General features: G+C 66.1%; 25 protein-coding genes and 1 pseudogene. 7 read left to right on the top strand and 19 right to left on the bottom strand.

All coding sequences use genetic code 11. The features are described from left to right. Positions 1 to 12: 12 nt before the first annotated feature. Entirely contained in the window at positions 13 to 276 is a 264-nt protein-coding gene (locus QUV18_RS09635) for a hypothetical protein (protein ID WP_300893618.1), read from the top strand. 10 nt (positions 277 to 286) lie between these two features. Here the strand turns inward: QUV18_RS09635 and QUV18_RS09630 are convergent, their stop codons facing one another. From QUV18_RS09630 to QUV18_RS09585, 10 genes are all read right to left on the bottom strand, one after another. Beyond that, positions 287 to 730 (bottom strand): molybdenum cofactor biosynthesis protein MoaE, encoded by a 444-nt coding sequence (locus QUV18_RS09630; protein WP_300893617.1) that lies wholly within the window; start codon positions 728 to 730, stop codon positions 287 to 289. Positions 731 to 735: 5 nt separating this feature from the next. Then, positions 736 to 981, bottom strand: coding sequence for a molybdopterin converting factor subunit 1 (gene moaD / locus QUV18_RS09625; protein ID WP_300893615.1), 246 nt, complete (start codon positions 979 to 981; stop codon positions 736 to 738). A gap of 4 nt (positions 982 to 985) precedes the next feature. Continuing rightward, positions 986 to 1,645 carry a CDP-diacylglycerol--glycerol-3-phosphate 3-phosphatidyltransferase gene (pgsA, locus tag QUV18_RS09620; protein WP_300893614.1) on the bottom strand — a complete coding sequence of 220 codons (660 nt, stop codon included), beginning with the start codon at positions 1,643 to 1,645 and terminating at the stop codon, positions 986 to 988. Positions 1,646 to 1,840: 195 nt separating this feature from the next. After that, positions 1,841 to 3,712 carry an excinuclease ABC subunit UvrC gene (gene uvrC / locus QUV18_RS09615; protein ID WP_300893613.1) on the bottom strand — a complete coding sequence of 624 codons (1,872 nt, stop codon included), beginning with the start codon at positions 3,710 to 3,712 and terminating at the stop codon, positions 1,841 to 1,843. Positions 3,713 to 3,998: 286 nt separating this feature from the next. Then, entirely contained in the window at positions 3,999 to 4,781 is a 783-nt protein-coding gene (locus tag QUV18_RS09610) for an SDR family oxidoreductase (protein WP_300893611.1), read from the bottom strand. 17 nt (positions 4,782 to 4,798) lie between these two features. Next, positions 4,799 to 5,761, bottom strand: coding sequence for a calcium/sodium antiporter (locus QUV18_RS09605; protein ID WP_300893610.1), 963 nt, complete (start codon positions 5,759 to 5,761; stop codon positions 4,799 to 4,801). Then, the gene (locus tag QUV18_RS09600; protein WP_300893807.1) at positions 5,758 to 5,946 is read right to left on the bottom strand and encodes a hypothetical protein; all 189 of its coding nucleotides are present in this window, start codon (positions 5,944 to 5,946) and stop codon (positions 5,758 to 5,760) included. Before QUV18_RS09600 ends, QUV18_RS09605 begins: the two co-directional genes overlap by 4 nt. Beyond that, positions 5,927 to 6,724: a S49 family peptidase gene (locus QUV18_RS09595; protein WP_300893609.1), complete on the bottom strand. Its 798-nt coding sequence runs from the start codon at positions 6,722 to 6,724 to the stop codon at positions 5,927 to 5,929. Before QUV18_RS09595 ends, QUV18_RS09600 begins: the two co-directional genes overlap by 20 nt. Positions 6,725 to 6,903: 179 nt before the next feature. Further along, a complete protein-coding gene (locus tag QUV18_RS09590; RefSeq protein WP_300893608.1) occupies positions 6,904 to 7,665 on the bottom strand; it encodes an ABC transporter permease in 762 nt (253 codons plus the stop codon). Continuing rightward, positions 7,662 to 8,594 carry an ABC transporter ATP-binding protein gene (locus tag QUV18_RS09585; RefSeq protein ID WP_300893607.1) on the bottom strand — a complete coding sequence of 311 codons (933 nt, stop codon included), beginning with the start codon at positions 8,592 to 8,594 and terminating at the stop codon, positions 7,662 to 7,664. The genes QUV18_RS09590 and QUV18_RS09585 overlap by 4 nt, the downstream gene beginning before the upstream one ends. 275 nt (positions 8,595 to 8,869) lie before the next feature. Between QUV18_RS09585 and QUV18_RS09580 the strand changes: the two genes are divergently transcribed. Beyond that, positions 8,870 to 9,556, top strand: a complete 687-nt coding sequence (locus tag QUV18_RS09580) for an SGNH/GDSL hydrolase family protein (protein WP_300893606.1) — start codon at positions 8,870 to 8,872, stop codon at positions 9,554 to 9,556. 87 nt (positions 9,557 to 9,643) lie between these two features. On the opposite strand, the gene QUV18_RS09575 is transcribed toward QUV18_RS09580, so the two are convergent. The 6 genes and pseudogenes from QUV18_RS09575 to rpiA all read right to left on the bottom strand — a co-directional run bounded on the left by QUV18_RS09575 (position 9,644) and on the right by rpiA (position 16,207). Next, positions 9,644 to 11,062, bottom strand: coding sequence for a Do family serine endopeptidase (locus tag QUV18_RS09575; protein ID WP_300893801.1), 1,419 nt, complete (start codon positions 11,060 to 11,062; stop codon positions 9,644 to 9,646). A 230-nt stretch (positions 11,063 to 11,292) separates the two neighbouring features. After that, positions 11,293 to 11,490 carry a DUF2065 family protein gene (locus tag QUV18_RS09570; RefSeq protein ID WP_300893605.1) on the bottom strand — a complete coding sequence of 66 codons (198 nt, stop codon included), beginning with the start codon at positions 11,488 to 11,490 and terminating at the stop codon, positions 11,293 to 11,295. A gap of 479 nt (positions 11,491 to 11,969) precedes the next feature. Next, positions 11,970 to 12,812: pseudogene (locus QUV18_RS09565) on the bottom strand (protease modulator HflC); the annotation flags it as partial. Then, on the bottom strand, positions 12,812 to 13,981 hold the full coding sequence (gene hflK, locus QUV18_RS09560) for an FtsH protease activity modulator HflK (RefSeq protein ID WP_300893604.1): 1,170 nt from the start codon (positions 13,979 to 13,981) through the stop codon (positions 12,812 to 12,814). The pseudogene QUV18_RS09565 and the gene hflK, both read right to left, overlap by 1 nt. Before the next feature lie 69 nt (positions 13,982 to 14,050). Next, entirely contained in the window at positions 14,051 to 15,406 is a 1,356-nt protein-coding gene (gene gor / locus QUV18_RS09555) for a glutathione-disulfide reductase (RefSeq protein ID WP_300893602.1), read from the bottom strand. A gap of 12 nt (positions 15,407 to 15,418) precedes the next feature. Beyond that, complete coding sequence (rpiA, locus tag QUV18_RS09550) at positions 15,419 to 16,207, bottom strand: ribose-5-phosphate isomerase RpiA (protein WP_300893599.1); 789 nt, start codon at positions 16,205 to 16,207, stop codon at positions 15,419 to 15,421. A gap of 346 nt (positions 16,208 to 16,553) precedes the next feature. Here rpiA and QUV18_RS09545 point away from each other — a divergent pair, with 346 nt between their 5' ends. The 3 genes from QUV18_RS09545 (at position 16,554) to QUV18_RS09535 (ending at position 19,676) form a co-directional block, all read left to right on the top strand. Beyond that, positions 16,554 to 17,261, top strand: coding sequence for a glutathione S-transferase family protein (locus tag QUV18_RS09545; RefSeq protein ID WP_300893597.1), 708 nt, complete (start codon positions 16,554 to 16,556; stop codon positions 17,259 to 17,261). Continuing rightward, entirely contained in the window at positions 17,261 to 18,634 is a 1,374-nt protein-coding gene (locus tag QUV18_RS09540) for an L-serine ammonia-lyase (protein ID WP_300893596.1), read from the top strand. Before QUV18_RS09545 ends, QUV18_RS09540 begins: the two co-directional genes overlap by 1 nt. Positions 18,635 to 18,773: 139 nt before the next feature. After that, positions 18,774 to 19,676 carry a hypothetical protein gene (locus tag QUV18_RS09535; protein WP_300893594.1) on the top strand — a complete coding sequence of 301 codons (903 nt, stop codon included), beginning with the start codon at positions 18,774 to 18,776 and terminating at the stop codon, positions 19,674 to 19,676. A 41-nt stretch (positions 19,677 to 19,717) separates the two neighbouring features. On the opposite strand, the gene QUV18_RS09530 is transcribed toward QUV18_RS09535, so the two are convergent. Continuing rightward, complete coding sequence (locus QUV18_RS09530; protein WP_366914632.1) at positions 19,718 to 20,386, bottom strand: thiamine diphosphokinase; 669 nt, start codon at positions 20,384 to 20,386, stop codon at positions 19,718 to 19,720. A 239-nt stretch (positions 20,387 to 20,625) separates the two neighbouring features. Between QUV18_RS09530 and QUV18_RS09525 the strand changes: the two genes are divergently transcribed. Both QUV18_RS09525 and QUV18_RS09520 read left to right on the top strand, forming a co-directional pair. Beyond that, positions 20,626 to 22,944, top strand: a complete 2,319-nt coding sequence (locus QUV18_RS09525) for a hypothetical protein (RefSeq protein WP_300893592.1) — start codon at positions 20,626 to 20,628, stop codon at positions 22,942 to 22,944. Between the two features lie 130 nt (positions 22,945 to 23,074). After that, on the top strand, positions 23,075 to 23,533 hold the full coding sequence (locus tag QUV18_RS09520) for a DUF2267 domain-containing protein (RefSeq protein ID WP_300893591.1): 459 nt from the start codon (positions 23,075 to 23,077) through the stop codon (positions 23,531 to 23,533). A 4-nt stretch (positions 23,534 to 23,537) separates the two neighbouring features. Here the strand turns inward: QUV18_RS09520 and QUV18_RS09515 are convergent, their stop codons facing one another. Further along, the gene (locus tag QUV18_RS09515) at positions 23,538 to 24,302 is read right to left on the bottom strand and encodes a TIGR01458 family HAD-type hydrolase (RefSeq protein ID WP_300893590.1); all 765 of its coding nucleotides are present in this window, start codon (positions 24,300 to 24,302) and stop codon (positions 23,538 to 23,540) included. A 42-nt stretch (positions 24,303 to 24,344) separates the two neighbouring features. Next, positions 24,345 to 25,346, bottom strand: coding sequence for a helix-turn-helix domain-containing protein (locus QUV18_RS09510; RefSeq protein ID WP_300893588.1), 1,002 nt, complete (start codon positions 25,344 to 25,346; stop codon positions 24,345 to 24,347). Positions 25,347 to 25,366: the final 20 nt, after the last annotated feature.

Below are 25,366 nucleotides of genomic sequence, written 5' to 3'. Positions count from 1 at the left end.
GGAGGATCCGGTATGATCAGGAAGATCACCCTTCTGCTGCTGTCGCTGGGCTTTGTCCTGGGCGGGGTCGTGTTTGCCCTGAACGAGCTGAACCTTGCGACCGGAAGCAGCAACCAGGACCATATCTATATCGCGCTGTTCGGCGGCGGGCTGTTGGGGTTCGTCGGCGTCGTGCTGTTCTTCGCCGGGATCCGGAAACCCGATGACGAGGCGGACAGGTATTATGCCGTCGGCGGCTCGACCCTGGCCGAGGATCCGGAAGACTACCGCGACTGAGCGCGGCCGCCTACCAGCGGTTCAGCGCGTCTTCATCCTCGTCCCGGGCGGCGACCCAGTCGGCGCCGTCCTGTGCCACTTCCTTTTTCCAGAACGGCGCGCGGGATTTCAGGAAATCCATCAGGAACTCCGCCGCCTGGAAAGCGTCGGCCCGGTGCGGGGCGGCGGTGGCGACCATCATGATCATCTCGCCCGGCGCCAGCGGCCCGTAGCGGTGGATGACCAGAAGGTCGCCGGTGTGCCAGCGGTCGGCGGCCTCTGACGCGATGGCCTCGATCGCCTTTTCGGTCATGCCCGGGTAATGCTCGATCTCCATCGCGCGGAGGCCGCCACCCTCCAGGTCACGGACGATGCCGGTGAAGGTGACGACGGCGCCCATGCCCGCCTGGCGCGCGGCGAAGGCGCCGGCCTCGGCGCCGAAATCGAACGGCTCTGCCTGAACGCGGATCTCCATGCGCCTCAGCCCCCGGTCATCGGCGGGAAGAACGCCACCTCGCGCACGCCGTCAAGGGGGGCGTCGAAATCGGAAAGCTGCTGGTCGACCGCCACGCGCAGCGCGGAAAGGTCGGCGAAGGCGGCGGCATAGCGCTCCTCGCGGCTGCACAGGTCCTCGACCAGCTCGCGCACCGTGCCGGGGGGCGTTTCGATGCAGTCTTTCGGATGGCCGATGCGTTCGCGCACCCATGCGAAATAGAGAACATCCATCACGTCAGTCCTTCAGAAACGGAGTCGCCTTGCGGAAATAGTCGAACCCGGTGATGAGCGTCAGCGCCGCGGCGATCCAGAGAAGCCAAAGGCCCACATGGCCCGACCAGACCATGCCGGTCATCTTCCATTGCAGGCCGTGCAGGTCGTCCTCCTGCCCGCGCAGGATGGCGTCGACGAGGTTCTGATCCATGCCTTCGGTGCTGGCCCAGAGGTAGTGCTCGAACACGCCCTGGGCAAAGAGCACGGCGATGGCGACCATCTGGGCGGTTGTCTTCCACTTGGCGAGCTTCGTGACCTTGAGCGTGCCCGCCGTGTCTCCGAGGAATTCGCGCAACCCGCTGACGAACACCTCGCGGAAGAGGATCACGGTGGCCGGCAGGACCAGCCAGGGCGACATGCTGGAATAGCCCACGATCACCATCAGCGCGATCACCACCATCGCCTTGTCGGCGATGGGGTCGAGCATGGTGCCGAGCTTGGTGGTCTGTTTCCACATCCGGGCGAGGTAGCCGTCGAAATAGTCGGTGATCGCCGCGCCCACGAAGAGGACAAGCGCAAACCAGTCGGCCCAGGGCCGGGTGAAATAGAGGAACATCACCGCCACCGCCGGCGCCGCCAGCAGCCGGAGGGTGGTGAGCACGTTTGGTATGGTCCACGTCATGGGGCCAGTCTTAGACCTTTCCGGAGGCACGGGAAAGGTCAAGCGTGGGTCTGGCCGGGGTTGGTTGGCCGCTTGTCCTGTCGTGCTCCTCTTCGGGGTGAACCGCCCTTTGCGCCGCTTGAATGGCGGTGTCAGGGGCGGTGAGGAATGGGGATGAGGTAAGCACGGGAAGGGGCCGTGGAAACCCCCGGGCGCCTAGCCCTTCTCGTGGAAATAGTCGTAGACCTTCTGGGCCAGTCCTTCCGACACACCCTCGACCGCCTTGAGGTCGCTCAGGGCCGCGCGGCTGACGGCCTTGGCGGAGCCGAAATGGGTAAGCAGCGCGCGTTTGCGGGCCGCGCCCACGCCGGGGATGTCGTCGAGCGGCGAGGCCGAGACGCCCTTGGCGCGTTTCGCCCGGTGGGTGCCGATGGCAAAGCGGTGCGCCTCGTCGCGCAGGCGCTGGATGAAATAGAGCACCGGGTCGTTGTGGCGCAAAGCGGTGGGGCGCTTGCCGACACGGTGGAATTCCTCCTTGCCGTGGTCGCGGTCGATGCCCTTGGCGACGCCGACCATGGGGATATCCTGCACGCCCATCTCGCGCATGATCTGGGCCACGGCGCTTACCTGCCCTGCCCCGCCGTCGATCAGCAGCAGGTCGGGCCAGTGCCCCTCTTCCCGGTCGGGGTCTTCCTTCAGCAGGCGCTTGAAGCGGCGGGTCAGCACCTCCTTCATCATGCCGAAATCGTCGCCCGGGGTCAGGTCGTCGCCGCGGATGTTGAACTTGCGGTACTGGTTCTTCATCAGCCCGTCGGGGCCGGCGACGATCATGGCGCCGACGGCGTTGGTGCCCTGGATGTGGCTGTTGTCGTAGACCTCGATGCGTTTCGGCGGCTCGTCCAGCTCGAACGCCTCGGCCAGACCCTTGAGCAGCTTGGCCTGCGTCGCCGTCTCGGCCATCTTGCGGGCGAGGCTCTCGCGGGCGTTGCGCAGGGCGCTGTCGACCAGCTCGGCCTTCTCGCCACGCCTGGGCACGAGGATCTCGACCTTGCCGCCGCGCTTGCCGGAAAGGGCGTCGGCCATCAGGTCTTCGTTCTCGATCGGGTGCGAGAGGATCACCTGCCGGGGCGGTTCCTTGTTGTCGTAGAATTGACCGAGGAAGGCCTCGAGCACCTCGGCCTCTTCCACGTCGGCGCCGACGCGGGGGTAGAAATCGTTGTTGCCCCAGTTCTGCCCGGCGCGGATGAAGAACACCTGCACGCAGGCCTGTCCGTTCTCGAGATGCAGCGCCAGCAGGTCGGCCTCGGTCACGGTGCGGGGGTTGATGCCCTGGGCCGTCTGCACCTGGGTCAGCGCCTTGATCCGGTCGCGCAGGGCGGCGGCGCGCTCGAACTCCATCTGTTCGGAGGCGTCCATCATCTGGGTCTTCAGCTTCTCCTGCACGTCGGTGGAGCGGCCGGAGAGATAGCGCTCGGCGTCGCGCACCTGTGCGCCGTACTCCTCTTCCGAGATGTAGCCGACGCAGGGCGCGGTGCAGCGCTTGATCTGGTATTGCAGGCAGGGGCGCGTGCGGCTTTCGAACATGGAATCCGAGCAGTTGCGGAGCTGGAACACCTTCTGAAGCTGCGCGAGCGTCCGGTTGACCGCGCCGGCGCTGGCGAAGGGGCCGTAATAGGCGCCCTTTTCGGTCTTGGCGCCCCGGTGCTTCTTGATCATCGGGTAGGGGTGCGCCTTGGTCACCATGATGTTGGGGAAGCTCTTGTCGTCGCGCAGGAGCACGTTGTAGCGCGGCTTCAACTGCTTGATGAGGTTCTGTTCGAGCAGCAGCGCCTCGGTCTCGGTCGAGGTGGTGAGGAACATCATCGACGCGGTTTCGCGGATCATCCGGGCGATGCGCGGGGTGTGACCGGCGGGGCGGGCATAGTTCGACACCCGCGCCCGGAGGTTGCGCGCCTTGCCGACATAGAGCACGCGCGCCTGCGCATCGAGCATCCGGTAGACCCCCGGCGAGGCGTCGAGCGTCTTCAGGTAGCCCTGGATCACGGAATGGCCGGTGCGCGGCGCGGTTTGCTGGGGTTGCTCGGTCATTGGGGGTACTTGATGATTCTTGGGCCGGGCTGCAATCTTAACCGGGTGAGATCAAGAGGAAAGCTTTCCACGATTCTTGTGGATAACTCTGCGGACAACTTCTTGGCATACCAAAATTTCCGTTGTTTTTGGCTGAGTTCGTTGACCTGATTAAATTTTAGGCAGTTTTTCAATGTATTGAAATCATTGGATAAAAAACTGTATATACAGCAATCTACTGAAAACATTAAACTTTTTGTAACGCTTCCCTCACGGGCGCGTGACAGGTGTACAACTTGTGGCAGGATCAGGGCTCGACGCCTTGGATGTCGGGTGTCTGCCATCCGAGGTGCTGGCCGCCGTCTACGCAGATCAACTGGCCCGTGACGGCCCGCGCGTCGAGCAGGTAGCCCAGCGCGGCGGTGATATCGGTGGCATCGGCGCCGCGTTGCAGGACGGTCGCCTGCCGCTGCCGGCGGAAGTGGTCGTCGCTCTGGCGGTGGCCGATGATCGTGGGGCCCGGGCCGATGCCGTTGACCCTGACCCTTGGCGCCAGCCCCTGCGCGGCGGTTTGCGTCAGGGTCCAGAGGGCCGACTTGGCGATGGTGTAGCTCATGAACTCGGGCGTCAGCTTGCGGACGCGCTGGTCGATCATGTTGACGACGAGGCCTTGCGCCACCGGCTCGCCGTTCTCTTCCGTTTCCGGGTCGGGCACCTGGGCCGCCAGCGCCTGGATCAGCACGAAGGGCGCGCGCAGGTTGCTTTCGAGATGCCTGTCCCAGCTGTCGCGGGTGGCGGTGTCGATCTTGTCATACTCGAAGATCGAGGCGTTGTTGACCAGCGTCAGGATGGGCCCGCCCAGCGCCTCGGCCGCGCGGGGGAGAAGGGCCTGCACCTCGTCCTCGACGAGCAGGTCGGCCTGAAGCGCCACGGCGCGGCGGCCCATCCCCTCGATCTCGGTCACCACGTCGGCGGCGGCGTCGGCGGAGGTGGCGTAATGCACCGCCACATCATGGCCGCGCCGCGCCAGTTCCAGCGCCATCGCGCGGCCCAGCCGCTTGCCCGCCCCTGTCACCAATGCCCCTGCCATGTGCCCTGCCCCCTGTTTCAGCTCAGTACGACAAAGACATAGATGAGATAGAGCGCCGTCAAGGCAATGCCCCAGAGACGGTTGATATCCATCCTCAGGAACACGAACGGCCCCAGCAGCAGCGACGCCGCCAGCATCACCCACAGGTCGAATTGCAGGAATTCCGGGTCAACGGGGATTTCGCCGATCATGGTGGTGATGCCGATGATGGCGAGAAGGTTGAACAGGTTCGACCCAATCACGTTGCCGAGCGCCACATCGGCCTGGCGGCGGAGCGCGGCCATCACGGTGGTCGCCAGTTCCGGCAGCGAGGTGCCCAGCGCCACCAGCGTCAGGCCGATGACCGAGTCGCTGACGCCGTAGCGGCGGGCGATGATCGAGGCATGGTCGACCAGCAGGTCGGCGCCCAGCGGCAGGCCGGCAAGGCCCAGCACGAGGAAGACGAAGATCTGCCACCACGGCATATCCGGATCGGCGCCCTCGACCTCTTCCTCGTCATCGGGGTCGAGTGCTGCGGCCGCGCAGGCCCGGCGGTGGTTGCGGGCGTCGCGGAAGGCGTCGGCCAGCACGTAGCCCAGCATCGCGAGGAGCACGGCACCGGCCAGCATGTCGAAGGTGCCACGGAAGGCGAGGCCGATGAAGACGACCGAGCCGCCGATCATGAACAGGTAGGTCTTGCGGGTCTCGCACTGGCTGGTGTGCAGGCCCGAGATCAGCGCGGGCACCCCCAGCACCAGCAGGATGTTGGCGGTGTTGGAACCCACCACGTTGCCCAGCGCGAGGCCCGGCTTGTCATCGAGCACCGCGTTGAGCGAGATCAGCAGCTCCGGCGCGGAGGTGCCGAAGGCGACGATCGTCAGGCTGACGATCAGCGCCGGTATGCCCACCCGCAGGCTGAGGTTCACCGCGCCCTTCACCAGCGCGTCGCCCGCCAGCAGCAGGATGAGCAACCCGAGTCCCGCGTAGAGCCATGGGATCATTTCTTGCCCTTCCGGCAGTCGCAGGGACCCTTGCCGAGCCGGAACCGGCCGCAATTGCTGCAGCGCGCCGAGGCCAGCTTCTGCTGGCCGGGGAACCTCAGCTTGCCGAACATGGCCATGACCACCATGAACACGAGGAAGAGTATGACGATCTTGACGATCACGTCAGAGGCCGAAACGGGCAAAGGCCGCCCGCTCCTCGATCGTGTCGATGGCATCCTGCGCCATGGTGGCGCCGAACCGCTGGAACAGGCCGCGCTTCTTGCCGTAACGGGCAAAGCGCACCTTGTCGCCGTAGAGCGCCTTCAGCTTGGGCACCACGTGCCCCACCCCGTCGACGAGGCCCAGCTCGACCGCGCGGGCGCCCAGCCAGAACTCACCGGTGAACAGGTCCTGCCGGTCGGCGAGCCGGTCGCCGCGGCGGGACTTGATATAGGCGGTGAAGGTCTCGTGCATCTGGTCGAGGAGGGATTTGAGGCGTTTGACGTCCTCCTCCTTCTCGGGAAGGAACGGGTCGAGCATGCTTTTCGATTTGCCGGCGGTGTAGACGCGGCGCTCCACCCCCTGCCGGGCGAGCAGGACATGCGCGCCGAAACCCGCGGAGATCACCCCGATCGAGCCCACGATCGAGCTGTCGTCGACCCAGATATCGTCGGCCGAGGCGGCCAGCCAGTAACCGCCCGAGGCCGCCACGTCCTCGACGAAGGCATGCACGGGGATCGCCTTCTCCTCGGCCAGCCGGCGGATGCGGGCGGCGATGAGGGAGGATTGCACGGGCGAACCACCGGGGGAGTTGATCACCAGCGCCACGGCCTTGGGCTTGCCCCGCTTGAAGGCCTTTTCGATGATCGGGGCCATCGCCTCGTCATTGAGCTGGGCGCGCCCGCCCGTACCGATGGCACCATTCAGGCGGATCACGGCGACAAGCGGCCCGCGGTCGACAAGGGGCAAAGAAAGCTTCATCCGCCCGATGTAGATTGCGCGGGCCCCTATAACAAGGCGCGGGCCCCCGCTGTTTTCCGCCCCGGGCGAAAAAACTTGTGCGCAAGGCACATTATGCGGCGGTCTTACCCTGCGGCACGCAAGGATCGCGTGCCGCCCCGGCTTTCATCGCTCAAAAAATACCCGGAATCCGACGGCACTCACGAGCGGATGCGCCAGCCGGTCTTGAAGATCAGCCAGATGATCCCGATGCAGATCGCCGTGAACAGCCCGATGGCGAACAGGCTGAACCCGATCGCCACGTCGGCCTGCCCGAAGAACGACCAGCGGAACCCCGAGATCAGGTAGACCACCGGGTTGAACATGGTGATCGTCTGCCAGACCGGCGGCAGCATCGAGATCGAGTAGAACGAGCCCCCGAGGAACACCAGCGGCGTGATGATCAGCAGCGGGATGAGCTGAAGCTGTTCGAAGTTCTTGGCCCAGATGCCGATGATAAACCCGAACAGCGCGAAGGACACGCAGGTCAGCAGCAGGAAGGCGACCATTGCCAGCGGGTGCTGGATGTTCAGGTCGACGAAGAAGGCCGAAGTGCCGAGGATCACGATGCCGATGAACAGCGCCTTGGTCGCCGCGGCGCCGACATAGCCCAGCACGATCTCGAGAAAGTTCACCGGCGCCGAGAGCAGTTCGAAGATCGTGCCGATGAATTTCGGGAAGTAGATGCCGAAGGAGGCGTTCGAGATGCCCTGGGTCATCACCGTCAGCATGATCAGCCCCGGCACGATGAAGGCGCCGTAGCTGACACCTTCGACCTGGTCGATGCGGCTGCCGATGGCGGCGCCGAAGACGACGAAGTAGAGCGAGGTGGATATCACCGGCGAGATGAAACTTTGCAGGAGCGTGCGGAAGAAGCGCGCCATTTCGAACGTGTAGATGGCGCGAACGGCTGTCAGGTTCATGCCGCGTCCTCCTCTTTGACGAGGCTCACGAAGATTTCCTCGAGGCTCGATTGCTTGGTCTGCAGGTCCCTGAGCGCCACGCCCCTCTCCGACAGTTTCTGCAGCAGCCGGGTGATGCCGGTCCGCTCGGCGTTGGTGTCGTAGGTGTAGGTCAGCGCGCGGCCGTCGGGGGCCAGTTCGAGGTGATACTCCTCGACGCCCTCGGGCACGGCCTTCAGCGGTTCGGTCAGCTCGATCCGCAGGCTCTTGCGGCCCATCCGCGTCATCAGTTCGGATTTCTCCTCGACCAGCAGGATCTCGCCCTTGTTGATCACCGCGACCCGGTCGGCGATGGCCTCGGCCTCCTCGATGTAATGGGTGGTCAGGATGATGGTGACGCCGCTTTCCTTCAGGGCCGCCACCACCTGCCACATGTCGCGGCGCAGCTCCACGTCGACCCCGGCGGTGGGCTCGTCGAGGAACAGCACGCGCGGCTCGTGACAGAGCGCCTTGGCGATCAGCACGCGCCGCTTCATGCCGCCCGAAAGCTCCATGATCTTGGCATCGCGCTTGTCCCAGAGGGAGAGCTGCCGCAGCGTCTTTTCGAGGAAGGCGTCGTCGCGCGGCTTGCCGAACAGCCCGCGGGAGAACCGCACCGCGTTGATGACCTTCTCGAACGGTTCCAGCGCGATCTCCTGCGGGACCAGGCCAATCATCTGCCGCGCGGCGCGGTAATCCGCGATGATGTCGTGGCCGCCGACACGGGCGCTGCCGCCGGTGGGGGTGGTGATGCCGCACAGCGCCGAGATCAGCGTGGTCTTGCCCGCGCCGTTCGGCCCCAGCAGGGCCAGGATCTCACCTTCCTCGATCTGCAGCGAGACGCCCTTCAGCGCCTCGAACCCGCCCTCGAAGGTCTTGCGCAGGTCTCTGACATCGACAATAGGGGCCATGATCTCACCTGTTCGCGATTGGTAATCCGGCCAAACTAACTTTCGCGCCGCCAGTTGCAATTGCCCCTGACCGCAGTGCGAACTGTGCGAAAATCGCGGAATCGCCGGGCGTCCCTGCAACTGTTTCCCGTGAGCGAACAAAGCGAGTCAGAATTTTGTTGAGAATCAAACACTTTGCTGCCACGTTCTTTTTCTGGGGGCGTCACGGTCGAAGATGAGAGCTTTTCTGCTCTCGGCTTTCTCTTCGGTTGTTCAAGAGTCGGACGTCTGTTGCCATGAAAATTTCCCGTTTGTTCAAGCTGGCCGCCGCGGCCCTGTTGCTGGCCGGTTGCGGCGAATCCGTCAGCCGCGATCACCCCTCCCGTATCCTCTTCGTCGGCGACTCGATGCTTGCCTCGCACCGGATGTCCGACCGGGCGGTGGCCGATGCCGTCGAGCAGACGCTGCGCGAGCCCGTTGTCGACCGTTCGGTGATCGGCGCGCGCTTTTTCTACCCGCTTCCCATCTCGGGCAGTGCCGGGCTCAACATCACCAAGCAATACGTGCCCGGAAAGTGGGACTGGATCGTGGTCAACGGCGGCGGCAACGACCTGTGGCTGGGCTGTGGCTGCGTGGTGTGCGATGGCAAGCTGAACCGGCTGATCTCGAAGGACGGGCGCAAGGGGCGCATCCCCGGCTTCCTGTCGGAACTGCGCCAATCGGGCGCGCAGGTGGTCTACGTGGGCTACATGCGCAGCCCCGGCCGCGGCTCTCTGATCGAACATTGCCGGGACGAGGGCGCCGAGCTGGAGCGCCGGGTCGAGAAGCTGGCGGCGCTCGACAGCGGGGTGCATTTCCTGTCGCTTTCCGATCTCGTGCCCGAGGGCGACGCGTCTTATCACGCGCTCGACATGATCCACCCCTCGATCAAGGGCAGCAATGCCATCGGACAGATGGTGGCGAACATCATCGAAGGGCCGTAGGCGGCCCGACACCTGACCGACGCATGAAAACAGCCCCGGAGTTGTCCTCCGGGGCTGTTCTGTCTTTCGGTATGCGGGCGAGGCCGGTTACTCGTTGCTTTCGCCGCTCTCGCCGCTTTCTTCCAGCGACAGGGCCACGAAGCGCGGCTCGCCGGCGCGGCGGACGAGAAGCAGGAGCGACTTGCGCCCGGCTTCGCGGGCATCGTTGATGCGGTCCTCGAAATCGCCGATGGCGCGCAGCTTCTGCTGGCCGGCCTCGGTGATGACGTCGCCGGCGCGCATGCCCTTCTCGTAGGCCTCGGACAGCGTGTCGATGTCCTTGACGACAAGGCCGTCGGACTCGGGGTCGAGTTCGAGCTGGCCACGCAGTTCATCGTCGAGCGGCGCAAGGGTCAGCCCGAGCACGGTTTTCTCGGCCTCTTCCTGTGCCTCGGGCTCATCCTCGCCCGGTTGGGCGGCGGGAATGGCGCCTTCGGCCTCTTCGCGGCGGCCAAGCTCGACCTTGAGCGTCTTGGTCTTGCCTTCGCGGAAGACGACCACGCGCACGGTCTTGCCGACCGGGCTGTTGCCAACCTGCCGGACAAGGCTGCGGGTGTCGGTGACTTCCTTGCCGTCGAACGACATGATCACGTCGCCCGCTTCCATGCCGGCGTCGGCGGCCGGGCCTTCGGGCACGTCGGTAACCAGCGCGCCCGCGACCTTCTCGAGACCGATGGCTTCGGCCACGTCGTCGGTGACGTCCTGGATGCGGACGCCGAGCCAGCCGCGGCGGGTTTCGCCGAATTCCTTGAGCTGGTCGACCACGCGGGTGACGACGTTGGAGGCCATCGAGAAGCCGATGCCGATCGAGCCGCCGGTGGGCGACAGGATGGCGGTGTTCACGCCGATCACCTGGCCGTCGAGGTTGAAGAGCGGGCCGCCCGAGTTGCCGCGGTTGATGGCGGCGTCGGTCTGGATGTAGTCATCGTAGGTCCCCGACAGCGCCCGGTTGCGGGCCGAGACGATCCCGGCGGAGACGGAGAAGCCCTGCCCCAGCGGGTTGCCCATGGCGACGACCCAGTCGCCGACGCGGGCAGCGTCGCTGTCGCCGAAGCTGACGAAGGGCAGCGGCTTGTCGGTGTCGACCTTCAGCAGCGCGATGTCGGTCTTGGGGTCGGTGCCGACCACCTCGGCCGTCAGTTCCTCGCCCGAGAAGAACTCGATGATCACCTCGTCGGCGCTTTCGATGACGTGGTTGTTGGTGACGACATAGCCGTCTTCCGAGATCACGAAGCCGGAGCCGAGCGCCGAGGTGCGGCGGGGGCCGTCACCGTTGCGATCCTGGAATTCACGAAAGAAATCCTCGAAGGGCGAGCCTTCGGGGACGATGGGCGAAGGCCCTGTGCCCTGTGCCACCACGGTCGACGTGGTGATATTGACGACGGCCGGGCTGACCGTGTCGGCAAGATCGGCAAAGCTGTCAGGGCGCGCCTGGGCCGCGATGGCCTGGGCGATGACGAGGCCCATGGCGAGCGCCGTCAGCCAGAAGGCCCGCAACGCGCCGCGCCCGTCCTGTTGCTGTGCGATGGTTTGTGCTGTCAATGGAAACTCTCCTCCGGTTGATCCGATTGTCATCATCGGTAGGGCAGTTATTGTCCTGAGCTTCTATTTATGAACGGTTGCCCGAGACGCAAAACTTGGCAAGCCGGTGTCACGACCATGTGAACCTGTCGCGAGCCCCAAATCAAGCGCGCAGATCAGGCGCCGAGCATCTTTGCGCACCAGACGAGCACCAGCCCGGCGGCGATCGAGCCCAGCCCGATCAGCCGGCGGCTGTCATGCGGCAGGGCGCGCAGGGCGGCGAGCAGTTGCTCGACAAGCGAAGGGGCCAGTGCGTAGACCAGCCCCTCGACCACGAGTACCAGCCCGAGGGCCAGGAAGAACGTGGCAATCAATTGGCGACCTCCTCGGCGGGGTCTTCCGCCTCCGTCTCCTCGTCGGCGGCGGTGTCGTCGGCGGCCTGGTCATCCGTGGCGGTGTCGTCGGTGGCCGGCGCATCGTCGGCCGCCTCCTCGGCGGTCGCGTCGTCGGTGGCCGGTTCGTCGGTGGCGGTATCGGCTTCGGTGGCGTCCTCCGTGGCGTCGGCGTCATCTGCTGCCGCGTCTTCCTCGGTGGCGTCACTGTCCGCACCGTCGTCTTCAACCCCCTCGGCGGCCTGCTCGCCCGCACCTTCCGCGGCTTCGGCGGCCGCTTCGGCCTCCTGCTCCGCTTCCTGCTGGGCCGCGTCCTCTTCCAGCCGCCGCCGTTCGCTTTCGGGCAGGTCCGGCGAGATTTCCGTCTCCGGGGCCATTTCGCGCAGGCGATCCAGGTCGATCTCGTCGACGGCAACCTCGCCCAGCCCGTCGGCGCGAACGGCGTCGAACATCGGGCCGAGGAATTCGCTGCTCGGCGAGAAGACGATGGTGGAGTTCTCTTCGTTCATCGCCCGCTCGAGGGCAGAGAGGGAGCGGTAGAAGGCGAAGAAATCCGGGTTGTTGCCAAAGGCCTCGGCATAGATCCGGTTCCGTTCGGCATCGGCCTCGCCCCGGGCGATCTCGGCCTCGCGTTCGGCGTTCGACACGGTTTCCACCACGGTCCGGTCGGCGGCGGCGCGGACGCGCTGTGCCGCCTCGTTACCGCGGGCGATCTCGTCGGCCGCCTCGCGTTCCCGTTCGGCCCGCATCCGGGCGAAGGTGGCGTCGAGGTTCTGCTGCGGCAGGTTGGTCTGTTTCAGCCGCACGTCGACGATCTCGAGCCCCAGCCCCGCCGCGCTGGCGCGGGCCTGCTCGAGGATGCGGACGGCAAGGTCGCGCCGCTGCGGCGACAGGATCGTGTCGGATGTCACCTGGTCGGCACCCAGCACCTCGCGGATCTGGGCGTTCAGGACCGAGGCGAGCCGGTCTTCGGCGACGCGCGTGCCGCCGATGCCGACAGCCTGCCGGAACTGGACCACGTCGGCGATCCGGTAGCGGGTGAAGGCATCGACCACGAGGCGGCGGTCATCCGACGGCGTGACCTCGATCGCGTCGGTGTCGAGCGACAGGATCCGCCGGTCGTAGCGCACGACCTCCTGGATCACCGGGATCTTCACCCCGAGGCCGGGCTCGTCGATGACCTTCTTGATCTGGCCGAATTGCAGCACGAGGGCCTTTTCGCGTTCGTCCACGATGTAGAGCGAGGACAGGATGCCGATGACGACAACGGCAAGGATGGGCAGAAAGAGAGCGGATTTGCGCATCAGTTCGATCCTTCGTTGCCGGCGGGCCGCGAACGGCGCAATTGGTCGAGGGGCAGGTAGGGCAGCACGCCCTCGCCGTTGGCCCCGGTGGATTCGTCGAGCAGGATCTTGTCCATCTTGCCGAGCGTGCGCTCCACCGTTTCGAGGTAGAGGCGGCGCTGGGTCACTTCGGGCGCCTGGTTGAATTCCTGGGCCACGGCGATGAAGCGGCTGGCCTCACCGATGGCTTCGTTGACGACGCGGGCGCGGTAGCCCTCGGCCTGTTCGAGCACCTGCGCGGCTTCACCGCGCGCCTCGGCCAGGACACGGTTGGCGTAGGCGTCGGCCTGGCGTTGCAGGCGGTCGCGTTCCTGTTCGGCGGCCTGCACCTCGCGGAAGGCGTCGATCACCTCGCGCGGCGGGTCGGCGGTGTCGAGGTTGACCCGGACGATGTTGATGCCGCTGTCATACTCGTCGAGCGTCGTCTGGATGTTCTCGCGCGCGGTGTCGGCGATGATGCCACGGTCGCGGTTGAGGATCGGCGCCAGGTTGGTCGCGGCGATGATCTCGCGCATGACCGCCTCGGACACCGCCTGCACCGTCAGTTGCGGATCGCGGATGTTGAACAGAAGCTTGGCGGGGTCGTTGATGTTCCAGACCACCTGGAAATCGATATCGACGATATTGGCATCGGTCGTCAGCATCAGCCCGTCACCGCCCGAGGAAGAGCCCCGGCCGCTGCCGATATTCTCGGTGCGCTCGGAGGTGACGTTGATGACCTCGGCGGTGACGAAGGGCCACGGCGCGAAGTTCAGGCCCGGATCGCCGGTGGAGTAGTACTTGCCGAGGAACAGTTCGACCGACTGTTCTTCGGGCTTGACGGTGTAGAAGCTGGCCATCGCCCAGAGCACGACGGCGATAAGCCCACCCAGAACGAAGACGCCACGCCCGAAGCCTGGGCCGCTGCCGCCGGGACCGGCGCCGTTGCCCTTGCCCGAGCCGCCGCGCCCGCCCATGAGCACGCGGAGCTGATCCTGGCCTTTCCTGACAAGCTCGTCGATCTCGGGGATTTGCGAGCCCCCTTCCGGCGGGCGTCGCCCGCCCCGGTTGCCCCGGCGGTCGTCATCGTCTCCGCCGTTCCCTCCCGAGTTTCCGCCGCCGCCCCAGGGGCCGCCAGAATGTCCAGCCATTTAACCTCTTCCTCTGTTTTGGCGTCCGTCCAAACGCTACTTCATAACCTGTGGTTTCACAGGCAAAAATCAACCGGTGCGCGCCGGCTCCCGCATTGTCACGATCTCTTCCGACATGGTGGGGTGCACGGCCACGGTGCGGTCGAAATCCTCCTTCGTGGCGCCCATCTTCACCGCGATGCCGGCCAGCTGGATCATCTCGCCCGCGCCGGGCGCGACGATGTGACAGCCCAGCACCTTGCGGGTTTCCTTGCTCACGATCAGCTTCATCAGCACCCGGTCGGACCGGCCGGCGAAGGCCTGCTGCATCGGCTTGAAGGAGGTGGCATAGACCTCGATCGGTTCCTGCTCGGCCGCGTCCTCTTCGGACAGGCCGACGGTGCCGAACTCGGGCTGGGTGAAGATCGCCGTCGGGATCAGCTCGTGATCGACGGGGGTGGGGTTGCCTTTGAACACCGTCTCGACGAAGGCCATTCCCTCGCGGATGGCGACGGGGGTCAGGTTCACCCGGTCGGTCACGTCGCCGATGGCATAGATCGAGGGCACGCTGGTCTGGCTGTACTCGTCGACCACCACCTCGCCCTTGCGGCCGAGTTTCACGCCCACCTCTTCCAGCCCCATGCCGTCGGTATTGGGGGTGCGGCCGGTGGCGAAGAAAATCTTCTCGAACGTGTGCTCGGTGCCGTTGGTGCCGGTCACCTTGTAGCCATCGCCGGTTTTCTCGACCCGCTTGATGTCGGTCCCGAGATGCAGGTGGATGCCGGCGGCGATCATCTCGTCGGCGATCAGGCCGCGCGCCTCCTCGTCGAAGCCGCGCAGGATCTGGGCGCCGCGGTAGAACTGCGTCACCTCGACGCCGAGGCCGTTGAGGATGCCGGCGAATTCGCAGGCGATGTAGCCGCCGCCGATGATGAGCATGGATTTCGGCAGCGTCTCGAGGTGGAAGATGTCGTTCGACACGAGCCCCTCGTCGGCGCCGGGCAGGTCGGGGCGGACCGGGCGGCCACCCGTGGCCAGCAGGATGTGCTTGGCCGAGAAGGATTCTCCCGTCGACAGCTTGACGGTATGGGCGTCGTCCAGCGTGGCGCGGGCGTCGTAGGTGTCGACGCCGGAATTCTTCAGCAGGTTGCGATAGACGCCTTCCAGCCGGTCAAGCTCGGTATGCAGGCGGGTCTTGAAGGCATCCCAGTCGAAGGCGCCGGCCTCGATCTTCCAGCCATAGGCCTTCGCGTCTTCGATATGGCCGGGATATTCGCTTGCAAACACCATCAGCTTCTTGGGCACGCAGCCCCGGATCACGCAGGTGCCGCCATAGCGGTCTTCCTCGGCCAGCGCCACCTTTGCGCCGCCCTGCGCCGCCACCCGGGCCGCACGCACGCCGCCCGATCCGCCGCCGATCACGAAAAGATCGTAGTCGAAGCTCATATCGTCTTTGTCCTAATCCTGCAGGTCGGAGAAGAGATTGTCGGATTCCACGAAATCCAGACGGTCTTCTTCCACCGTGCCTTCGTTGATATCGCGCGTCTCGACCTTGCCGTTGCCGTGGCCGAGGATCACGATGTCGCAGATATCCATGAAAAGCCCGTTTTCAACGACGCCCGGCATCTGGTTGAGCACCATGGCGAGCTGATGCGGGTTGCCGATGCGCCCGAGATGGAGGTCGATGATGTAGTTGCCCTCGTCGGTGATGTAGGGGTGGCGGCCGTTCATCCGGAGCGAGGCGTCGCGGCCAAGCACGTCCATGCTGACCAGAAGTTCCTCGATCAGGGCGCGGGTGGTCTGCCAGCCAAAGGGGATAACTTCTACCGGCAGGGGGAAGGCGCCGAGGGTTTCGACCTCCTTGCCGATGTCGGCGATCACGATCATCTGGTCCGACGCGGTGGCGACGATCTTTTCCTGAAGCAGGGCGCCGCCGCCGCCCTTGATCAGGTTCAGGTTGCCGTCGAACTCGTCCGCGCCGTCGATGGTGAGGTCGAGCCACTTGGCCTCGTCCAGGCTGATCACGTCGATGCCCACGTCGCGGGCCAGCTCGGCCGTGCGGGTCGAGGTGGGCACGCCGCGGATCTTGAGCCCGTCGTCGCGCACGAGCTCGCCCAGGCAGCGCACCATCCAGGCGGCGGTGCTGCCGGTGCCGAGGCCCACGCGCATGCCGTCCTCGACATAGTCGACGGATCGCTTGGCGGCGACGAATTTCGCCTTGTCGATGGGCGACAACTCTCCGGACATGACAGGCAACTCCCCGAACTCTCTGGCCGGTTATAAGAGAGTTGCGCGCACGGTGCGAGGGGCAATTGCCGCAAAAAAGCGGGGGAAACGGGCCCTAGACGGGCGGAACCACCCCGACCTGAAGCGGCATCGTCACCGTGCGGCCCGGATCGGCACCGAACATGGCGAGCCAGAGCGTGGCAAGAAACAGAACGAACCAGGCGGCAGACATGGCGCCCCTCCTTTCGGGATATGTGGAGCGGAGGGTAGGCAGAGATGGTTAAGGGCCGGTGAAATTCCCCGATCCGGGCGCCGGGAGGTCGTTTTCGGGCATGACAGGCCGGGCCGGGCCACGTATGCGCGGCGCATGACCCGACCCTATCGCCTGCATTACGCCCCCGACAACGCCTCGCTCATCATCCGGCTGGTGCTGGAGGAGATGGGCGTGCCCTACGAGACCGCGCTGATCGACCGCAAGGCAAGGGGCCAGAAGGCGCCCGCCTACCTGAAGGTGAACCCCGCCGGGCTGATCCCCGCGCTGGAGACGCCCGAGGGGCCGATCTTCGAGACCGGTGCGATCCTTCTGTGGCTGGCCGACCGGCACGGCACGATGGCACCGGCGCCCGACAGCGCCGAGCGGGGCGCCTTCCTGAAATGGCTGTTCTTCACCTCGAACACGCTGCACGTGGCGATGCGGATGCGGTTCTACCCGGCGCAATACGTGGGCGACGACCCGGCCGCGCAGGCCGCGCTTCGGGAGCATCTGAAGGGCGAGATCGCCCGGCACCTGACCCTGATCGAGGCGCAGGCGGCGGAGGGGCCGGGCTGGCTCTGCGGGGCCGGGCAATCGGTGCTGGATTTCTACCTTGCCTGCCTTCTTCGCTGGATACAGCTCTACCCCGCGGCGGAGGACAATGGATGGTTCCGGCTCGCGGATTGGCCGCTTATGCAGGCCATGGCGACGCGTCTGGAACGTTGCAAGGCGGTCAGGGCTGCCATAGATGCGGAAGGCCTGGGCGAGACGCCGTTTACCGCCCCGCGACATCCGACACCACCAGAAGGCAGCGCCACCTGATGTTTCTTTCCGTCTTCGACATGTTCAAGGTCGGCATCGGCCCGTCCTCCTCGCACACGATGGGGCCGATGGTGGCGGCGGGCAAGTTCCTCGACAAGATGCGCGCGGCGCCGTTCGGGTTTCACGGGGTGAAGGGTTCGCTTCATGGCTCGCTGGCGTTCACCGGCGTGGGCCACGCGACGGACCGGGCGACGATCCTCGGGCTGGCGGGGTTCCTGCCGGAAACCTATGACCACGAGCAGGCCGAGAAGGTTCTGGAGGAAATCCGCGAGACGCATACCGTGTCGCCCGAGGGGCTGGGCACGCTGCAGTTCCACCCCAAGGACGACCTGACCTTCGATTTCGGGCCGAACCTGCCCGGCCATGCCAACGGCATGATCCTGATGGCGACCGACAAGCAGGGCGACGTGATCCTGCAGGAGACCTATTATTCCATCGGCGGCGGCTTCGTGATGACCGAGGCCGAACTGGCGGCGGGCCGGAACACGGAAGAGGGCGAGCCGGTGCCCTACCCGTTCAAGAGCGCCGCCGAGATGCTGGAAATGGCCGAGACCAGCGGCAAGTCCATCGCCCAGATGAAGAAGGCCAACGAGATTTCGCGCGGCGGGTCGGAGAACCTGAAATCGGGTGTCGGCCGTATCTGGCAGGTGATGAACGACTGTATCGAGCGCGGGCTGACCACCGAGGGCGAACTGCCCGGTGGCCTGTACGTGAAGCGCCGGGCCAAGGGGATCGCCGATGCGCTGGAGGCCGAGCGGGGCACCAACCTGAACGCGCCTCACAAGATCAACGACTGGATGAGCGCCTATGCCATGGCCGTCAACGAGGAGAACGCCGCCGGCGGGCAGGTGGTGACCGCGCCCACCAACGGCGCGGCGGGCGTGGTGCCGGCGGTGATCAAGTACTGGCTGGAGCATGTGCCCGGCGCGTCGGAGGCGCAGGTCGAGGATTTCCTGCTGACCGCCGCCGCGATCGGCGGGCTGGTCAAGTACAACGCGTCGATCTCCGGGGCGGAAGCGGGGTGCCAGGCGGAAGTCGGCAGCGCGGCGGCGATGGGCGCGGCCGGGCTGGCGGCGGTGCTGGGCGGCACGCCGCAACAGATCGAGAACGCGGCCGAGATCGCGCTGGAGCATCATCTCGGCATGACCTGCGACCCGGTGAAGGGGCTGGTGCAGGTGCCCTGCATCGAGCGCAACGGGCTGGGCGCCATCAAGGCGGTGAGCGCGGCCAGCCTGGCGCTGCGCGGCGACGGCACGCATCTCGTGCCGCTCGACGCCTGCATCGAGACCATGCGCCAGACCGGCGCGGACATGAGCGAGAAGTACAAGGAAACCTCGCTCGGCGGGCTGGCGGTGAACGTGCCGAACTGCTGAGGGGCCGGGAGCGTGGAAAGCTCGGGCGGCGTGGGCCGATGTCCCGCGGTGCGGGTTGCAGGTTTCTGCCCCCATGGCCACCCGGCACGGCGGTTGCTACACTCGCGCCGAACACGTGCCTGACGAGTGGACCTGACGAATGCCCGATCCTGATGACGCGACACGCTACCTGTATTTCTGCCGCCATGACGGGCTCGGGTTCCAGTATTTCGCGCTGAGCTGGCTGCTTGGCATCGCGGAAGGGCGGGATTGCACCGTGTTGGTGGATTGGCGCAGCCTTTCCTTCGTCCGGTCAAGGAAGCAATCGTTCACTTCCGAGGCCCTGCATCGGTATTTCAGACTTCGCCATCCCAGGCTGATCTATGACCCGGCCGAAATCGAAAGGATCCTGAAGGATGAGGCCGCGCAGGTAACCGGCGCCCAGTTCGGGCGATTCACCGGCCCGGTGCAGCGCAGCGCCTCAGATATCCCGTTCCGGATGATCAAGAGCATCGCCGAGGCGCATGATATACGCCCCCGATGGCTGGGCCCGTATATCGAACTCGCCAAACCGCTGCAGGAGATTCATGACCGCTATGTCGAAAGGGTGTCGCGCGCGGTCGGTGTGCACGCCCGTCTGGGCAACGGCGAGCGTCTGAAGAACCCCGCCATGCAGGCGCGGATGGACATTCCCTTCGAGGCCTTCTTCGAGGCGATGGATACGCATCCTGATCGCGACTTTCTGCTTTGTACCGACACGCCGGCCTTCCTGCAGGCCAGCCTCGACCGGTACGGGGATCGCGTCATGGTGGTCCCGCGGGCGATGCCGCCGGAGGGAGATGGGCCCGGTCACCTTGCGATGGAAGGCGGGGCGAGCGTCGGAAGTGATGGTCTGCAACTGCTTGGCGATGCGATGCTGGACATGCTGTTGCTGGGGGAATGCGGCTCGCTCATCTGCAACAACAGCGCTTTTACCTACCACGCACGGGAATGCCGCGGTGTTCCGACACAGCTCGTTTTTGACGAACCATCGACCTACGCGATCGGCTGGCAGCTTCCCTGAATGACGGGAGGACCGGAGGGCGATTGCCCGGTGCCGCAACCCTAATCCCCCGGCCAGAGCGCGGTGGTGCCCAGCAGGGCGCGGGCGACCGTCTCGAAGCTCTGCTCGGGCAGGATGACAAGCATCTTGGGGGCGGTGAAGGACATGTGCACCGTGCCGGTCGAGATGTTCGAGGTGCCGACCCGCCCGTCGGGGGCGAAGTTCAACCCGTTGATCGGCCATTGCAGCCCGTCCGACACCCCCTCGACCGCGCCCATCGGAAAAAGCGACACCCGCACCTCCGGCGCAAGGTCGAGCGAGATGGACGGCGGGGCGAGGAAGACAAGCTCCTCGGCCCCCAGCAGGATGCAGCGGCGGCCCGGATAGCGGACGAGCGTGTTATAGGCGGCGAGCGCATGATCGAGCCGGTCGCCGGAAAAGCCGATACCGATGACCAGCGGCGCGCGGATGTTGCGCAGGCATTTCTCGAAATCGGTGCTGTCCTGTTCGGCGATGCGGTGCTGGGCGGCGGGGGGCAGGGCGCGCCGGGCCGCCTCGGACACCGAATCGAAATCGCCGATCACGGCGGCCGGTTCGACCCCGTGGGCCAGCGCCGCATCGGCCCCGCTGTCGGCCGCGACCACCTGCGGCGCCAGTGACAGTGCCCGTTCGATACGCGTTTTCGTCACCGCCGCACCACCGATCAGCGTGACTGGTTCACTGGCATGCACAATCAAGGCAAGACTCCGTAGATTGTAACCCGATTAAGAAATAGAACACATTCTAACCACTAAATGATACGGTAATACTCCAAGAATCGAACCGCTTTGGTCTAGGGGATCATGGTAAACACGAGGCCTGCGGGCAGATCAATGTGAGCGAGATTATGGTAAGTACAAGTAAAATCCTGACGGTTTCATACGGCACCTTCTCATGCACGCTTGAAGGCTTTGACGACTCGTTTGAAACCATGAAGGCGATTGCGGAGTACTTCCGTGACCTCGCCGCCGATGACCGGTATTTCGGGGCAGAGCCGCCGACGCCGGACGCCGAGATGCTGGCCCGGATCGCCGAGCGCGAGATCGCTCGCCGGGTCGAGGCGCACGAGAACGAAGGCCGGATCGTGCTGCGCGCCGCCGAGGCCGCGGCACAGGCGGAAGAGGTTGCGCCCGAGCCCGCCCCGGCGCCCAAACCCGAGCCGAAGCAGATTGCCGCCGCTGCCGCTCTGACCCGTGTCGAGGACGAGAGCGAGGCGCTGAAAACCGCCATCCACGCGCATACCGAGGCCGACGAAGCCGAAGCCGAGGCCGCCCAGCCCGTGGCCGAAGAAGCCGCGGACGAGATCGCCCCCGAAACCGCCATCGAAACGCCCCCGCAGGAGCAGCAGCCGCTGGCCGCCGAAGCCCCTGTCATGGAAGACCCGGTGATTACCGAGGACGAGGTCGTGATCGCCGAGGCACCCGTCGCCGAGGAAGACGATGCGGCCCTGCAGGAGGCCATGGCCGGCCTCGCGGCAGAAGAGGACGATGCCGAGGACTACGACGACGAAGAGCTGAACGCCTTCGCCGATGTCGCCGGGGAGGACCAGGACGAGCCTTTCGCCGGCTACGACGAAGATTACGCCGAGGACGATGTCGAAGAGGTGATCATCCCCCCGGCCCCCGCCGCCGAAGAGGCCGACAGCGTTGCCGCGCGGCTGCGCCGGATTCGCTCGGTCGTGGCGCATTCGAACGATGGCTATGCCACCGACGACTATTCCGAGGACGAGCACGCGCAGGACTTCCTGCAACGTACCGCCGAGGAGCTTGACGCCACGCTGGCCGAGGATGACGCGGCCGTGGCCCAGGCGGAAGAAGCGGCCGAGGACAGTGACGAGGACGACGCCTTTGCCGATCTGAGCGCCCGCCTGGCCGAGGCTGCCGATGACGCGGCAGAGGACCCGGCCGACGTTCTGGAAACGGCCGAGTCGGACGCCGACGAGGCGGAGCTTGATGACGGGCTGTCCGAGGATACGCTGTCGCAGCTTCTGGCCGACGCGATGCCGGCGGATGAGGCGCCCGTGCGGGAAACTGCGCAGGACACCGTGACCGAGGCAGAGTCCGCCCCGGAAGTAGAACCCGACGCGGAAACCGATGACGCGGCCCCCTTCGTCCTGACCGGTGAAGAGCAGGTCGCCACGGAGACCGACCACCCGCTCCGGGCCCGCGTGCTGAAAATGAAGCGCAGCGAATTCGAGGCGGCGATCGCCTCGGGCCAGATCGAGGAAGATTTCGACGACGAGGCACAGGTTGCCGCCGCGCCGGAAACGTCCGCCCCGGCCGATGATGGCGAGGCGATGCTGAGCCCCGAGGACGAGGCCGAGCTGCAGCGCGAGCTGGCCGAGGTCGAGGCCGAGATGGAACAGGGCGCCGGTTTCGACGAGGAGCCTGCCGCCCACGAGATGCTGGGCGACGAGGCCGGGATCGACGAGGCGGCGTTCGAAACCGCCGACGCGGATACCGCCGAGCCCGAGCAGATCTTCGAGGAACCCGCCCCCGAGGCCGAAGCCCGTGACGACGCGATGCACGAGCCGGACGACATGCCCGGTGCCCGCAGGGCCGCGCGCCTTCAGGGATCGGACACCGAAACGGACGCCTCGCGCCTGTTCGACACCGCCGACACGCATTTCGAGGCACCCGACTCGAACAAGCGCCGGAATGCCATCCAGCACCTGCGCGCCGCCGTGGCCGCCACCAAGGCCGAGAAGAACGCCGGCAGCACGCTGGAGCAGGAAACCGACGAAGACCCCTATCGCTCTGACCTGGCCAGCGTGGTGCGCCCGCGCCGCCACCGGGCCATGGGGTCCGACGAAAGCCCGCGCTCGCGCCGCCCCGGTGCCGAGACACGGCAGGCCCCGCTGAAGCTGGTGGCCGAACAGCGGGTCGATACGCCGCGCGACCCTGTTCGCCCGCGCCGCGTGTCGGCCCAGCTTTCGGGCCAGGCGGAAAGCGCGCCGGTGGAAGAGGGCGGGTTCAGCGAGTTCGCCGAGCAGATCGGCGCGAGCACCCTGCCCGAGCTTCTGGAAGCCGCCGCCGCCTACATGGCGGATATCGAGGGCCGCCAGCAGTTCTCGCGCCCGATGCTGATGGGCAAGCTGAAGGAGGTCGAGCTCGACGCCTTCTCGCGCGAGGACGGGCTGCGCTCCTTCGGGCACCTGCTGCGGCAGGGCAAGCTTCAGAAGGTCAAGGGCGGGCGGTTCTCGATCACCGACCAGACCGAATTCCGAGCCCAGGCCCGGCACGCCGGCTGAACCAAGGCGGATTGAACATCAGAAGGCCCCCGGCGGAAACGCCGGGGGTTTTTCGTTGCGCGCCGGAGACAGATCAGCCGATACGGTCTAGAAGCAGTTGCCAAGGCGACGTGCAGCGAAGGAGGACCCGATGCCGATGCCATGGACCTATCGCCACGCCTCGAAGGAATGGCGGGCGATACTGGACGACCTGAAAGAGCGGATGGACCTTGAGTCGGACAACTCGGCCTATACCGCGATGGATGGCGTGCTCCAGGTGTTCCGACGCCGTTTGACCGCCCAGCAGGGTATTGATTTCGCGTCGATTCTTCCATCCATCCCGCGAGCGGTGCTGATCAACGGCTGGCAGGTGGAGGAACCGCCCCTGCCCTTCGCCGACCGTGCCACGCTGGTGCGCGAGGTCATGGCGGTGCGGAAGGATCACAACATCACGCCCGAGACCGCCATCGAGGCGGTGGCATGGACCCTGCGGCGCTATACCAGCCGCGCCGACCTGGAGCGGGTGCTAAAGCGCCTGCCGGAGGGGGCGGTGGCATTCTGGCATGTCGAGGTGGCAGACCCGAAGGAAATCGAACAGAGGATCTTCTGAGGCGTCAGGAGAGCAGCCAGTCGACCGCGGCCGAGAGGTCGGCGGCCACGTGGCTTGGCGCCGGGTCTGCGCCGGCTTCGTCGCCATCTCGGTACTTCCCGGTCTTCACCAGCACCGCGCGGCCCAGCCCGGCGCGCAGGGCGCCGGCGACATCCGCCTCGTGATCGTCGCCGACCATCGCCGCGTCTTCCGGGGCCACGCCCATGTCCCCCAGCGCGGCGCGAAAGAACGCCTCGGCCGGCTTGCCCAGAACCTCGGCGGTCTGCCCGCTGGCATATTCCAACGCCGCGACGAAGGCGCCGACATCCATGCTCAGGGCGCCGTCGGCATCATAGAAGGTCCGGTTGGCCGCGAGCGCGTAGAATGCGGCACCGTCGGCGAGGATGCGGAAGGCCGCGTTTAGCGCGTCGTAGGTGAAATGGGTGCCGGCATCGCCGACCACCAGGGCGCCGGGCGCTTCTGCTTCCTCGAAGCCCTCGAAATCCTCGGCCAGGTCGGGGTGGATCAGAAGGTGCGCCGTCAGCCCGTTTTCTTCCAGTTTCTCGCAGGCCGCCTTGGCGGGGGTGAACAACTCTTGATCCTCCAGCTCGAACCCCATTTTGCGCAGCTTTTCCAAAAGCTTGCGCCGCGGTGAGCGGGTCGAGTTGGTCAGGAAGCGCACCGGCAGGCCCGCCGCGCGCAGCTTCGCCACGGCCTCGGCCGCGCCGGGCACGGGCCGGTTGCCTTCGTATAAGACCCCGGAGAGATCGAGGAGAACGCCTTTTACCATGGCAAGAGGATGGCCAAACGCCGTGCGGCGGTCAAACCCCTCTTACGCGGCGCGGCCGGCGCCCGCGAAGGCATGGCGGCGCACCTCGCCCGGCATCTGGCCGTACTTGCGATGAAACCACTTCTTCATCAGCGTCACGTTGGAAAACCCGCAGGCGACCGACACCTCGCCCACCGGAAGCGAGGTCTGCGCCAGCAGGCTGTGGGCCCGTTCGAGCCGCAGGTCGCGGTAGACCTTGAGGGGGGTCTGGCCGAGATACTCGCTGAACCCGCGTTCGAGCTTGCGGGGGGAGACGTCGAGGATATCGGCGATCTGGCCGACGGTGAGCGTGTCCTCGAGGTGGTCGCGCATGATCTGGAGGGCTTCGCAGATCACCTCGTCGCCCTGCGCCATGCGCTTGTAGCGCCAGTGCTCGCCCGAGCCGCATTCGGCCTGCGGCTCGTTGAGCCCGAGGTCGCGGGCCAGTGCCACGCGGGTGAATTCGCCATCACGGACGCCAACGAGGTCAACCATCATCCGGATCGCCGAGACATGGCCGGTGGCGCTGCTCATGGCCTTGTGGTGACAGGTGGTGCCCTCGACGATCTCGGGGCCCTGGGCGCCTTCCTCGACCCCGGGGCGGAAGCTGGGATGCACCGCCAGCCGCTTGGTGGCCAGCACCCCGGCGGCGAGCGGCACGAAGACGGCCGCCCCCACCACGCAGACGCGGGCAGCATTGCGGATGGCGGCGCGCAGGGTGGTCAGGCCCCCGGCCGAGGGCTGCCACGGCGTATCGGTGCCGCCGATCAGCACCAGCGTCTGGTCGGGGCCGCAGACCGGGCCGCAGGCCTGCGACAGCTTGGCCTCGCCCCGGATATGCACCCAGTCATAGGCGGGCTGCCCGGTCAGGCGGTTGGCGCTGCGCAACACGTCGATGCAGGCCTCGGCCAGGAAGGCCACGCTGTCATCCTGGCTGATGAAGACGAATTCGCCGGACAGGCTGCGCCGCCCCGACACGGGTGTCGCCACCGCGGTACGGGCGCGTTCGAAGTTCTCGAGATACATGTGCTATCTTCCTTTCCCTT

The sequence above is a fragment of the Roseovarius sp. genome, assembly GCF_030373445.1.
GTDB lineage: Bacteria > Pseudomonadota > Alphaproteobacteria > Rhodobacterales > Rhodobacteraceae > Roseovarius.
Note: the sequence above shows the minus strand (reverse complement) of the source record. Positions and strands in the feature narration are given on the sequence as shown.